The 12,211-nt window shown below is 54.8% G+C and carries 10 protein-coding genes; 4 read left to right on the top strand and 6 right to left on the bottom strand.

What is annotated here, in order from left to right; all coding sequences use genetic code 11:
* Window positions 1-2: 2 nt before the first annotated feature.
* The gene (locus BMY49_RS01515; protein ID WP_022521290.1) at window positions 3-461 is read right to left on the bottom strand and encodes a MerR family transcriptional regulator; all 459 of its coding nucleotides are present in this window, start codon (window positions 459-461) and stop codon (window positions 3-5) included.
* Window positions 462-547: 86 nt separating this feature from the next.
* Between BMY49_RS01515 and BMY49_RS01510 the strand changes: the two genes are divergently transcribed.
* Genes BMY49_RS01510 through BMY49_RS01495 form a run of 4 tightly spaced genes read left to right on the top strand, consistent with a single transcriptional unit; the run spans window position 548 to window position 5,868 of the window.
* Window positions 548-2,734, top strand: a complete 2,187-nt coding sequence (locus tag BMY49_RS01510) for a heavy metal translocating P-type ATPase (protein ID WP_054644987.1) — start codon at window positions 548-550, stop codon at window positions 2,732-2,734.
* Window positions 2,731-3,234 carry a signal peptidase II gene (gene lspA / locus BMY49_RS01505; protein ID WP_022521288.1) on the top strand — a complete coding sequence of 168 codons (504 nt, stop codon included), beginning with the start codon at window positions 2,731-2,733 and terminating at the stop codon, window positions 3,232-3,234. The genes BMY49_RS01510 and lspA overlap by 4 nt, the downstream gene beginning before the upstream one ends.
* Before the next feature lie 4 nt (window positions 3,235-3,238).
* A complete protein-coding gene (lnt, locus tag BMY49_RS01500; protein ID WP_074211194.1) occupies window positions 3,239-4,771 on the top strand; it encodes an apolipoprotein N-acyltransferase in 1,533 nt (510 codons plus the stop codon).
* A gap of 53 nt (window positions 4,772-4,824) precedes the next feature.
* Complete coding sequence (locus BMY49_RS01495) at window positions 4,825-5,868, top strand: L,D-transpeptidase family protein (protein ID WP_016916424.1); 1,044 nt, start codon at window positions 4,825-4,827, stop codon at window positions 5,866-5,868.
* 126 nt (window positions 5,869-5,994) lie between these two features.
* Here BMY49_RS01495 and BMY49_RS01490 read toward each other — a convergent pair whose 3' ends face one another.
* The 5 genes from BMY49_RS01490 to BMY49_RS01470 all read right to left on the bottom strand — a co-directional run bounded on the left by BMY49_RS01490 (window position 5,995) and on the right by BMY49_RS01470 (window position 11,989).
* Window positions 5,995-6,900 (bottom strand): hypothetical protein, encoded by a 906-nt coding sequence (locus BMY49_RS01490; protein ID WP_074211193.1) that lies wholly within the window; start codon window positions 6,898-6,900, stop codon window positions 5,995-5,997.
* 518 nt (window positions 6,901-7,418) lie between these two features.
* Window positions 7,419-8,507 carry a TniQ family protein gene (locus tag BMY49_RS18130; RefSeq protein WP_074211192.1) on the bottom strand — a complete coding sequence of 363 codons (1,089 nt, stop codon included), beginning with the start codon at window positions 8,505-8,507 and terminating at the stop codon, window positions 7,419-7,421.
* Window positions 8,507-9,391, bottom strand: a complete 885-nt coding sequence (locus tag BMY49_RS01480) for a TniB family NTP-binding protein (RefSeq protein WP_044630314.1) — start codon at window positions 9,389-9,391, stop codon at window positions 8,507-8,509. The genes BMY49_RS18130 and BMY49_RS01480 overlap by 1 nt, the downstream gene beginning before the upstream one ends.
* Window positions 9,388-11,316 carry a Mu transposase C-terminal domain-containing protein gene (locus tag BMY49_RS01475; RefSeq protein WP_062360467.1) on the bottom strand — a complete coding sequence of 643 codons (1,929 nt, stop codon included), beginning with the start codon at window positions 11,314-11,316 and terminating at the stop codon, window positions 9,388-9,390. The genes BMY49_RS01480 and BMY49_RS01475 overlap by 4 nt, the downstream gene beginning before the upstream one ends.
* Complete coding sequence (locus BMY49_RS01470) at window positions 11,309-11,989, bottom strand: heteromeric transposase endonuclease subunit TnsA (RefSeq protein WP_044630316.1); 681 nt, start codon at window positions 11,987-11,989, stop codon at window positions 11,309-11,311. Before BMY49_RS01470 ends, BMY49_RS01475 begins: the two co-directional genes overlap by 8 nt.
* Window positions 11,990-12,211 lie beyond the last annotated feature (222 nt).

Genomic DNA, 12,211 nt, shown 5'->3' with positions numbered 1-12,211 from the left:
TGCTAACCCAAGTCGTGAGCCCCTCCGTGCGATTTTTCAGTGATACAGAGCTGATGATCACTGATGACCTCAATGATTCGGCAGCTTTCCACTTTACCACCGGCACACTGTGTGACCATCCGTTGAAGCTCCTCACGCAGTATGGACAGTCGTTGAAGGCGGGACTCCACTTTCTTTAGGTGATGCGTGGCGATGGCATCGACTTCTTGGCAAGGCATATCAGGTTGATCTGACATGGCCAAAAGCTCTCGCACTGACTCCACCGAAAAGCCAAAGTCACGGGCATGACGAATAAAGGTCAAGCGCCGCACAGCGTCGTCTCCATAGCGGCGCTGCCCCCCACCGGTTCGTGTCGCATCGCGCAACAGCCCAATACGCTCGTAATAGCGAACCGTTTCAGGTTTGCAATCGGCTCGTCGTGCTAACTCACCAATGCTGATACTTTGGCCGATCATCGACATGGTAAAACTCCTTACGCAGGGCTTGAAGCTGTAGTTGCCACAAGGTTTACACTTAAAAACCATAGCCCATTGGCAGGAGAGGCACCATGAAAACATCAACGCCGACAACAGCGCCTACCACCTTGACGCTGCGTGTTGAAGGCATGGACTGCGGCGGTTGTGAGCGCAAGGTTGTGTCGGCGCTAGAGCGACTGGAAGGCATTGAGGAAGTCACGGCAAGCTCGGTCACGGGATCAGTGAAGATTCACCACCACGATCACGGGGCCCCCTCGCGAAAGACCATTGAGGGCATCCTGAACGAACTAGGCTATCAAGTGGCTTCCCATGATGGCCAAACACGCGCATCTGGTGCTTCATCCTCTTGGTGGCAAACCGCTAAAGGGCGCTTGGTCATTATCACAGGAAATCTGCTGATAGTGGCCTTCGCGCTTCGTTTAGCATGGCCTGCGCTGGGTAATATGCCTTTCATTTTGGCCACGCTAGTCGGCTTAATACCCATTGCGCAGAGTGCCTGGGGCGCCCTCAAAATGCGCAATCCCTTTACCATAGAGATGCTGATGTGCATCGCTGCGCTTGGCGCATTGGCCATCAATGCTGCCGCTGAAGCTGCGATGGTCGTGTTCTTGTTCGCCGTAGGTGAGCTACTCGAAGGGGTAGCTGCTTCACGAGCGCGCCGCAGTATCTCAGCCTTGGCAAATTTAACACCCTCAACGGCGAGGCTGATGGACAATGGCCATCTGCGTGACGTCTCGGCGGAGTCACTTAAACCCGGGCAGCGTGTGCTGGTGCGGCCCGGTGATCGCGTACCCTGCGATGGACGCATCCTGGTGGGCACCTCCGACATTGACGAGTCGCCGGTAAACGGCGAGTCCATACCCCGTTCGCGAGCGCCTGGTGATGACATTTTTGCTGGCACAGTGAATCTTGATGCCGCCCTGGAGGTGGAGGTAACACGAGGCGCTGATGACAATACGATCGCACGCGTTATTCGTCTGGTTGAAGAAGCACAGGCCGCCAAGGCACCGATAGCACGCTTTATTGATCGTTTTGCGTATTACTATATGCCCGCCGTCGTCTTACTCGCCCTACTGATGGCGATAGTGCCACCGCTGGTATCGACCATGGCATGGTCGGAGTCGATTTACCGTGCGTTAGCATTGCTGTTAATCGCATGCCCCTGCGCGTTAGTCATTTCCACCCCAGCCGCCATCGCCGCCGGTCTCTCGGCGGGAGCTCGGCGCGGACTACTGATCAAAGGGGGAGCCGTTCTTGAACAGTTAGGTAAGCTTCGCTTGGTGGCATTAGATAAAACGGGCACCCTCACTGCGGGTACCCCAAGAGTCACAGATGTGGAGTCTTGGATTGCTGAGGAAGACGATAACAGCGTATTGCGGCTCGCCGCCGCAATAGAGCGGGATTCCAGTCACCCTATCGCCACGGCTATCGTTGAGCATGCCCGACAGTCGGGCATCAACCTCCCCACCGTCACCGGCGGCCGCGCTCTGGCGGGGCGCGGTGTTTCCGGCCAGGTGGAGGGTCGCGAGCTGAGCTTAATGACGCCTCGTCACCTTCACGAGAAAGTCATCCTTGAGGAAAGTCTCAGTGCTCGGATTGTCGCGTTAGAAGAAGCCGGTAAGAGCCTCGCTCTCCTCGTCGAAGGCGAGCGTTTACTGGGCTTGATCGCGGTTCGCGATGAGCCACGCGAAGATGCCATTGAAGGCCTAGCGGCGCTATCCCGTTTAGGCGTACAGGCGGTCATGCTCAGCGGTGATAATGCCCGCACCGTCGCTGCCACGGGGGGTCGCTTAGGCATTGAAGCGTACGGCGAACTAATGCCTGAAGACAAGGCAGCGTATGTTCGAGACTGGCAAGCGGCTGGCCGTGGCCCCATCGGTAAAGTAGGCGATGGCATCAACGATGCACCGGCACTCGCGGCAGCCGATGTGGGTATCGCGATGGGGGGCGGCACGGATGTGGCGTTGGAAACCGCCGATGCAGCCTTGCTCAAGAACCGCGTTACCGGCATCGCTGAGCTGATAGACCTCTCTCGTGCCACGCTGCGCAATGTGAAAACCAACGTTGTTCTCGCCCTTGGCTTAAAAGCCATTTTCCTAGTTACAACGGCGCTGGGTATTACCGGCATGTGGATTGCGGTGATGGCCGATACCGGTGCTACCGTCCTGGTGACGTTGAACGCCATGCGACTGCTGGGTTACCGCTTTTCGCCCAGTACCGCAATGACAGGCCTGTCACAAGGAAAAGTAACCTCATGAGAACAGTGCAACACGATAGCCCTTCACGTCGCTGGCCATGGTTCACATTAGCTTGCGTGATGGCTCTAGCCGATCAACTGGTCAAGGAAATTGTGCATGCTCAGATGTCGTTTGGCCAAGTCATTCCGCTAACGCCGTTTTTTAACTGGGTTTATACCGGGAACACAGGAGCCGCTTTCAGCTTTCTCGCAGAAGCAGGGGGTTGGCAGCGCTACCTCTTTCTTGGTTTAGCGTTGGTGGTGGTCGTCGTATTGGTTGTGCAGCTATGCAAACCCCTGTCGCGCTTGGAGGCCTGTGCGTACAGCCTGATTCTTGGCGGCGCGCTCGGTAATACTGTTGATCGCTTAGCGCGAGGGTACGTCGTCGACTATCTGGACATTTACTGGGGCGAATGGCATTGGCCCGCCTTTAACATGGCCGATATCGCGCTATTTGCCGGTGTATTGATGTTCGCGGTGGCGTTATGGCGTGAAAGTCCTGCTTTTAAGCGCTCTGAGTAACGCTATGGATGTGGTCGATAAAGATAAAGAATATACGCTTTTTGCTGGGCGCTCCTCACCAATAGTCGATTGCGTTGTAGCGCTCGCCGCTGGGGTGCTGACCACCTTGAGTGCCGCCCCCTTTTCCCTATGGTGGCTTGGCCCAGTGGCCGTGGCACTGGTCTATTGGAAGATACAGTTGCTAACGCCCGCCATGGCCACCCTGCGTGGGTGGTGCTATGGGGTAGGCCTGTTCGGTTCAGGCACGTCGTGGGTCTTCGTTGCTATTCACGATTTCAGTGGCACCGGGGCCTTGGTGGCGATGCTCCTCACCACTCTTTTTGTCAGCGTCCTGGCGCTCTTCTTTGCAGTCCCCTTTGGGCTCTATCGACGCATCACGGGGCCACGGTTCGCCTTTCTTAGCTTTGCCGGTATGTGGGTGGTGAGCGAATGGCTACGCACTTGGATGCTCACCGGCTTTCCCTGGTTATTGCTGGGCACCTCTCAGATTGATTCTCCACTAGCCCCATGGGCGCCCGTTGGTGGTGTGTACTTGCTGTCACTCATGACCGCGCTGACAGGTACGTTAGGGGTAGAGGTACTGCGTCGCCGCTGGAGTTTCCTTGTCCCAATGGCCGCCTTGTGGATCGTTCCATTCCTATTGCCCGCCCAATGGACAACCCCGGCTGGCAAGCCCATCCGGGTGGCATTGCTGCAAGGGAATCTTGACCAGCGCATTAAGTGGACTGCCCAAGGGCAGCGCGAGGCGATCAGTATCTACACGGCGATGACACGGGAGCAAGCAAGGGATATCGATCTCATCGTTTGGCCCGAGGCAGCCCTTCCCATGCTTGAGCAGGAAGCACAGCAAATACTTGAGCAAGTAGCGTCCGACCTGGGGCCTGACACCGCCTTGTTGACCGGCATTTTGCAACGCGACAGTGAAGGGCGCTCTTATAACAGCGTCATAGGGCTAAATGATGTGCAGGGCGAATACCAGAAGGCGCACTTGGTGCCCTTTGGCGAGTATTTGCCATTCCAAAGTCTCCTCGCTGGCACCCTTGCTTTTTTCGACTTGCCAGTACCTCGCCTGACCCCAGGGTCAGGCGAACAGGCTCCGTTACACGTGGCTGGAGCCACCATTGGCAATGCCATTTGTTACGAAATCATTTTTGCCGACCATGTCGCCCAGCAGGCGCGTAATGCCGAGCTGCTATTAACGGTTTCCAACGATACGTGGTTTGGGCGTTCCATTGGCCCACACCAACATCTTCAAATGGCGCGTCTACGTGCCTTAGAAAATGGTCGTCACCTACTTCGAGCTACCAGTAATGGCGTGACGGCCATCATCGATTCACAAGGTCACGTCACAGCCCGTGCCCCACAGTTTGAACAGGCCAGTTTAACGGGCGAGGTGACCCCGATGCAGGGCCTAACTCCTTTCACACGCACCGGTAGTGGCCCCGCTTGGATACTCGCTGCGGTGCTGACACTGCTCGGGTTACAACTGAACTTATCTCGATCAAAAAACGACGCATTAGATGAAAAAGGAACCTAGCGATGCTCTTGGCAAAGAACGCAGCAATACTTAAGAGATTCCTCCCATGGCCAATGCAGATCGGCTTCATCGTGAGTGTGATGGTTTCGTTTCTGGCATGGCTCCCTGTCGCCATGGCGGCACAACCTTCCACTGCCCAGGAGACGGAATGGCCCAAGGGGCATTACCCGCTACCTGAGGAAGGCAATATTATCGGAGAGGCTGACACCTTCATCGTGAAGAATTACGAGGATACTCTGATTGATATTGCCAGACGTCACAACCTTGGCTACCAGGAGATTGTACGTGCTAACCCAGAGGTCAGTATTTGGGTGCCCGGAGTGGGTACTGAAGTAACCATTCCAGGACGCTTCATCCTGCCGAATGTCGAGCGTACTGGGGTCGTCATCAATATCGCCGAGCTGCGGCTTTACTACTACCCAGATGTCAAAACCGGTGAGACACCGCGCGTTGAGACCTATCCTATCGGCATCGGTCGCGAAGGGTTTGATACACCCCTTGGTGTGACCGAGACCACCATGAACATTAAAAACCCCGCATGGTACCCGCCTGAGTCGGTAAAACGTGAAGCGGAAGCACGCGGCGAAACCGCACCAAGCGTTGTACCGCCCGGCCCCGATAACCCGCTAGGAGACCATGCCATCATCCTAGGCTTCGATGGCTATTTGATTCACGGCACCAACCAGCCCGATGGCATTGGCATGCGCGCAAGCCGAGGTTGTATCCGCATGTTACCCAAAGACATCGAATCTATATTTGACCGCATTCCACCCGGCACCCAAGTCAACATCATCAATCAGCCGATCAAGATAGGTTGGGAAGGCGGTCAGCCGCTGATTCAAGCCTTTCCGCCGCTTGGAGAAGAAGAGCACAGTATGACCGCACTCACAGAGACCATGACACGCCTTAACCAATACAATGTCGATAACGTAAACCTCGATTACGAGCAGCTCAGCGATGTCCTGTCACTCTCTAACGGGCTTATAACCCCACTACATCCAAAGCAGGAACAGGAGCCACAGCGCCACAGCCCAGAAGAGAAGGCTATCAAGGGCATTTATGAAGACCTGGTTTTGACGTCATCTCAACGGTCATGACACGCCTTTTGGCACCCCGTTGAGCCCTGGCATATAGGTAGAGAGCCATAGCCCCGTCCAAACGGCGGGGCGACATTCGCCTACAGAGTCGCGGGGCCCTCCAAGTGACTGCGCGCTATCAGTGTCTTAGCACTCAATATCCAGAGGCAGCCAGTAGGTAACGCCACCCACTACCACCTGTATCCCGTCTGTCGTCCGCTCTACGGTCTGTTGTCGAAGCATTTTCTGCGTTAATTTTGTGTCATGGAAATACTCCATGGCAGCAACGATCCATGCCTCCCTCCAGGCCTCTCCTTGATCAGCACACCGGGCCATCGTCATCAGGGTGCGGGCTAGTGTTTCTTTTCGCCGCTTTCTTGCCCGTTTTACATCCACCCGAGGAGCCAACGTGGTGGCATGTTGGCGATTTAAGAAATTAGTAAACCCCGTGACCGAGGCTGCTTGTCCGGGCACCGCATGCAAATAGTTGTCCACATCGCCCTGTTGAGGCAGTCGCTGCCCCTCCCGGTTAGTAGCGAGTAGCAATGCGGCTGCCGCTCTTAGTGCAAGTCGTGCGGAGGTGTGGGACGTTTTGCCCGCCTCTATACGGGTTTCCAATTGCAGCCAATAGGCTTGCAGCACTTGGTCTGATAGCGAAGCGAACGGCATAGAACTGAGACACGCTTGAATACGTCTTTTCTCTGAGTCGATCCGCTTTGCTTGGTGATCCGGCTCTACCCCTTGCTCTTCATGCAACCATCGCATGGGAAGCCTCACACGCCGCAAGCCCTCCGCCCCGAAGTGATGAAGTAGCTCCGAATAGCTCGGTATCCGTGACCATGCCTGGTCGAGCTCAAGGAAGAACGAGAAGAAATGATTGATCTTGAGGGCAGCCTTATGCGGCCCAGTGATACGAATCAGCCATTCACCAAATTCCCCAAAGGCCTCACTTAACGCTTTGGTAGTGATACCGGCTTGGCCAATGGTGATGCGTTTACGGCATGTTCGCGTCCAATAGCAGGGCTCACAGGCATCACCTCGACCCGCTGGCATGGGATTACCACACGATGGGCAGGCAATTTCCCCTTGCTCATTACAGGCTTTGCACAACGCATCCCCGTTGGGTGCCACCACCAATAAACGATGTCGACGACATGCAGAACAGGTACCGTGGTCTGCTGTCGAACAGCGTGGACATAAGCGATGATCATGCCCCATACGCGCCACTCGGGTAAGACGTTGAGATGCTTTCCCACACGCCTCGCAGGGCTCTGGTTCTTTGAAATAGGGAGCGCAGGCGATACAGACAGGGCCGTAGGGAGTGACCTTGCCGATGTTGTAGTCTGAACTGGCTTTTCCACATCGTGCACACGGTTTGTCAACGTTGCACTGACGACAGACGGCGTCTGGGTCATTCTTAGGCAGACGGGCTAACTCACCACATCGTGGGCACATCCGCCGCTTAAACACACGAGCATAGCAAGTTGAACAGTAGCCGTGCCCTTTATGGCGTCGCCACAATTTGGAGACTTCTCGGCCACACTCATCGCAGTCGACCGTTTGGTGTTGATTCAAGAGGTTGGCTCCGCTTTCATTCTGCGTTTTAAACGCGCCCATGAGGCTCTAACAGCGCGTTCCGACATGGGGCGACAAGCCGGGGGAACACGGCGGCGATGCGGCCCATGAGGGTGGTGAGATAACCGTGATAGCAGCGGCAACAACACAACGGGGGGCGACCTTCGGGGATCATGAAGCGCGCTCGTTTTGACATTGCACGCGACCAGAACGCTGAACGTTTCTTCAAGGCCCATACTGAGCAAGCGTTCCAACGCTACCAATAAGGCACAACGCTCGCTGACAGCCAGCAGCTCAAACGCCAGGCCAGACACAGGCATTCGGCAATCCGTAACCGAAATGCCCAATGAAAGAAGCGCATCGGCCAGGGGTGACACAGGCCGCCGACTTGCACGCCGTATAACGCCAATAAAAAAGGCCACCATAGAAAACCAATCGGCGGGTGCGATAGAGGCCTGCCTAAACGTCACCTTATCCTGTTCTAACACACGATCAGCCATCACTTGAACACTGAACGCTTCAGGTAAAGGCGACGTGCATACCGCCTTTCTAAAATCGTTATGACACCGGCTGCATTGAGCTAAATGTTGATCTTCCGCTGTCAGGCGATGGGGCTCTATAGGGGCCTTGCATGCTGGGCACTCATCTACCAGCTGCACCCCATGAAAGCGGCACCCAGTGTGCCAAGCGAATCGCCAGTGCCGGCGCAAGTAGGGGGTTGAGTCCTCTGCCAAGCACAACGTGCATACCTGTTGTCCTCCATGGCGGGTTCGATTTCGGCTGCCGAGTGCCAACAACCAGGGCCAAGTCCGGGTTTCCGGTAACGAGTAACCGACCACTTTCTCACAATCGTCCCGCATCCCCGCTTTCTGAAACTTAGCGGAAGATATCCCCGAGGCATTCACTAATGGGCGCATTCTTGCGAGGGGTATTTCCCTATCAATGTCCCTCGTCCATATACGCCATGTTGGCCAAATAGCCCCGGTGAGCGACAAAGGATCACACCCCTGTCGCAACGCCGCCCGAACGAGCCATGATGAAAGGGACTCCTCAGGCAGCAGGGGCACACTCAGCGCCCAGGTCATTACAGCATCACTTCCCTAATGCCACGGGTGGGCCGCACCCATGATTTACTCTGAATAATTTTCTCATCGATGCACTCAGCTCCAGACAAAATAGCGGCATTTGCACACTCAATCAGCAGCCGGTGCAGGTCACCCAAATTACCGCCAGAAATCGCGTGGAGCTGGGTCGCCAATTGGGGCTCATGCAGTTGGGAAGGATGTTTGAGAGGTAATATCTTCTCAAAGCCAGCGAGCAGCTTCTGAAACTCCTGATTGAGCTCCCACTTTGGTAACGCGACCACATCAAAGCGACTCGCATGCTGTGGGTCTGAATGCAGCACACGCACAGCATCTTGCGTCCCCACACCAACGATGGGAATCATTAGCTCATTGCATAAAAGCTTAATGGCATTCATCGTTTCGCGCTGCTTAACAGCACCACCGGTTAACAGAGAGTGAAACTCATCGATGATCAGTAAGCGCGTATGGCAAGCACGCAGTTGATGAATCACCTGGTAGCGCAGCTTGGGAACAGGATCTGTAGGCTGGTAGGGAGCCCAGAAACTCTCTAGCACTGCGATATACAGACTTTTCTCATCGGCACTCGGGGGAGCCTGAGTGACAACAACAGGCTTCACGGGCTCTACGTCTTCATTCACGTAGCCTTCACCGTACTGCTTACGAAACCGTTGAACGATGGTTGTCTTTCCGTTGTTGGAGTCACCCACGAGCAAGAGGTTAGGCATACGAGGACGACTGGGCTTCTCCATCAACCCACGCATGACCTCAATGACACGATTGGCCAATGGATAGCCCAACCAGCGCGGTTGATCCATAAACTCCATTCGCTCTTTAGCGGACAGCCCCAAGACGTGACGAAGATCAGGATGAAGGTGTGTGCTCATGCTATGTCCCAGTTCACATCGATATCACCCGTTAAAAGACCGTCCCCTTGAGCGGGTGTCTCTTTAGGGGCCGCAGTTGAGGGCGCATGTAAAAGGGGATCTGCAGGCGTCACCTTCTTCTCATGCTCTTTACGTCGTTGTGCCTGACGGCGACTTCGCTTAGTACGTGCTTGCGACTCCTCCACATGGGTTCGCAGCTCACTAATAGCGCGTAGAATTTCAGTCTCATTGACCGAGTTTCTTCCTTCCTGCCGAAGGCGCGCTTTAGCTTGGGCATACTCCCAAACACTCATCGAGGGGAGGGCAAGATTGGCAAAGGGCACGCGAAAATAGTGCCCGAGCTCCGGGTCTTTGAACCAAATGACACTAATGTCGCGAGGGTCGCGCCGGAAAACAAAGGTGCGTTTCTTGTCTGGCATGTCTGGATCTTTGGCATTGATCCAAGGTCTTAGCGCTTCATCGTAATAGTTTATGCCATCGATGGTCACACCAAAGGTCTGGATCGTACGCTGAAAGCTGGGCAAAAAATCGAGCAATACAGAGAGCCTGTCAGCAGGCCTCGGCGCTAATCCCACTCCCTGCACATCCGCATTGCCAAACACACCAATTTCCCACTTTTTCATCGGCGACATACCAATCCCAGAATGAAGGCGCTGGTGGTAAACCTTGCAAATCAACGTCACCAGCCACTCTTCAAACTCGCTTTTCGTCATGGCCGCGTGCTTCTCTGGATCGTATCCCTCTTTCTCTTTAATGGAGGAGAAGGTCGTCCCAGGCAGGTTATGGATTTCCTTTAGAAGAGAGCCCAGTACCCGCTCAATGTGGCCACCATAACGAGGCTGCTTAACAGGCCGAAACTCAAGGTTGACCCCATAGGCTAGGCATGAGCGCCGAAACGTCTCAGAGCGAAAATCTGGGCCGTTATCGACATGAATCGTGGCGGGTGTGCCCCATACCGGCCACTCAGCCTCCACATTATGCAGTAGCAACCACTCATCTTTAGGAAGCATGGAGTGCGCCACACACATGCCGACAGATGTTTCAGAGGGCGGGTCAAACGACAAGTAATACCCCGTGACCATGCGAGTAAACACGTCCATGGCCAACGTAATCCATGGGCGACCAATCGGCTTGCGATACACGTCATCGACCAAAATAATATCGGCAGGCGTGTGGTCAATCTGCATAACGGCTAACGGATAGTCCGCATTGGGAAATTTTCCGGCAGCCGGCTGGAACTTGTTAATGGCTTTGTCTCTAAAACCATGGCCACGCAACCGGTCACGCTCTGGGATATCACGCAGACGAGCACGAACGGTACCAGGGCTCGGCGGGTCGATGCGCCGTTCATGGCAGCGCCGCATGACTTCCTGTACCGCTTTTTGTGCGGACGGACGCTGCAGCGTCAAATACACCTCTTTGATGACTTCCTGAATCACTGCCTCGGCATGCGCGGGAATACGCGACTTTCCCTTCTTCCACCCTGGCTTTTGAGGAATCAATGCGAGCACCGAGCCCGTCGCTTTATACCGCTTCAACCAACGGTAGATCGTAGCCGTATCAACCCCCGTTTGTTTCGCACGCTCCTCCGCTGCATCCCGCCCCACCGTATGGCGATCCACCAAGGGCTTAATGATGGAAAAGCGATGCTCGGCCTCCCGCCAATCGGTATCCCCAATCTCGGACATATCCTGCTCAGGGGATACGGACCCGCTATTGAGAGGCGCTAGTTCTTTGATGCGAAGCGGGCAACTACGCCCGGACTCAACGGCAATGCCAATGACTGTCTCAAAATCGAGCACCTGGGAAATTCGGTAAACGGTGCCATCTTTCTGAACCTGCTCACCCACCATAATCTGCAAGTGTTGGCGTGTTTGGGCGACGCCGTTATTGGGTTCAGTTGCGCTGCCACGATGGTTATTCATAATCGGGTACCCATACCTCCGATAGAGGACTGAAGGATTGGGCCATATCGCAATCTAACTGCCGAGTCGCCAGTAGATGCCATAAATGCGCAATCCCCTCTGCCCGGTAAATATCGCCCATAAAGTGCCGAGAAAGCAGGTAATCCAAGGTCGCCACCCCCATTTCCCTCACCGTGTTGAGGACTGCCTGGCTTTCGACAGAGGGAAACACCATCCGCTTGTAGCGCGCTAGGAAGGTAATGTTGTCCAAGGTCTTATCACGAATGCGGCTTTCATCATGAATGCGAAACGCCCAGCCCTCATTGTTGGCATGCCGTATCGCCGCCTTCCATTTAGGCGACCATTCACGCCAATGTGCTTGCCACTTTTCCCGTGGTTTGACTTCCACCAGGAGAGGTTTCGGGTAGTCCTTGTAATGACGGTTACCGAGACGGTAATAAACTAAATAATCCGGCGTGTAGGTGTAACGCCTACCGGTCACTGGATGATGAAACGAGATCTCGCACGGCTGGGATATCACACCAAGGACGCTCACATCAAAGTCAGCCTTTATGAGGAAATCACGTTCGAGCGTCGACTCGAACGCAATAGACTCCTCCCCGCGAAAGGCATAGTAGCCAGACACACTTCGTCGGGTAGGGCCGATTTTACGAACAGATGTAGGCAGTGGCATGAGCAGTCGCACCAAATGTTGAATAAAACGTGGCCTGTCGCAGCAATTGCTATTAATTCTGTCGCATTCAATCCTGCATAGACTACCATAATAGCCCGATATTACGCCCTGAGGGTCGCACTAATTGCTGAAAATGACAACTGGACTTAAGCCTAGAATGTCCGCCAGCTGCTCCTGGGAGAGCGGCAGGCGGAATTGGCCACTAATATCGTGATTGGCTTC

Origin of the sequence: Vreelandella aquamarina, from assembly GCF_900110265.1 — a bacterium.
Taxonomy (GTDB): Bacteria; Pseudomonadota; Gammaproteobacteria; order Pseudomonadales; family Halomonadaceae; genus Vreelandella; species Vreelandella aquamarina.
Note: the sequence above shows the minus strand (reverse complement) of the source record. Positions and strands in the feature narration are given on the sequence as shown.

Bases quoted from the DNA above. Each gene is read 5' to 3' on its own strand.
- BMY49_RS01515 (WP_022521290.1), bottom strand. From the start codon at position 461: ATGTCGATGATCGGCCAAAGTATCAGCATTGGTGAGTTAGCACGACGA.
- BMY49_RS01510 (WP_054644987.1), top strand. From the start codon at position 548: ATGAAAACATCAACGCCGACAACAGCGCCTACCACCTTGACGCTGCGT.
- lspA (WP_022521288.1), top strand. From the start codon at position 2,731: ATGAGAACAGTGCAACACGATAGCCCTTCACGTCGCTGGCCATGGTTC.
- lnt (WP_074211194.1), top strand. From the start codon at position 3,239: ATGGATGTGGTCGATAAAGATAAAGAATATACGCTTTTTGCTGGGCGC.
- BMY49_RS01495 (WP_016916424.1), top strand. From the start codon at position 4,825: ATGCAGATCGGCTTCATCGTGAGTGTGATGGTTTCGTTTCTGGCATGG.
- BMY49_RS01490 (WP_074211193.1), bottom strand. From the start codon at position 6,900: ATGCCAGCGGGTCGAGGTGATGCCTGTGAGCCCTGCTATTGGACGCGA.
- BMY49_RS18130 (WP_074211192.1), bottom strand. From the start codon at position 8,507: ATGACCTGGGCGCTGAGTGTGCCCCTGCTGCCTGAGGAGTCCCTTTCA.
- BMY49_RS01480 (WP_044630314.1), bottom strand. From the start codon at position 9,391: ATGAGCACACACCTTCATCCTGATCTTCGTCACGTCTTGGGGCTGTCC.
- BMY49_RS01475 (WP_062360467.1), bottom strand. From the start codon at position 11,316: ATGAATAACCATCGTGGCAGCGCAACTGAACCCAATAACGGCGTCGCC.
- BMY49_RS01470 (WP_044630316.1), bottom strand. From the start codon at position 11,989: ATGCCACTGCCTACATCTGTTCGTAAAATCGGCCCTACCCGACGAAGT.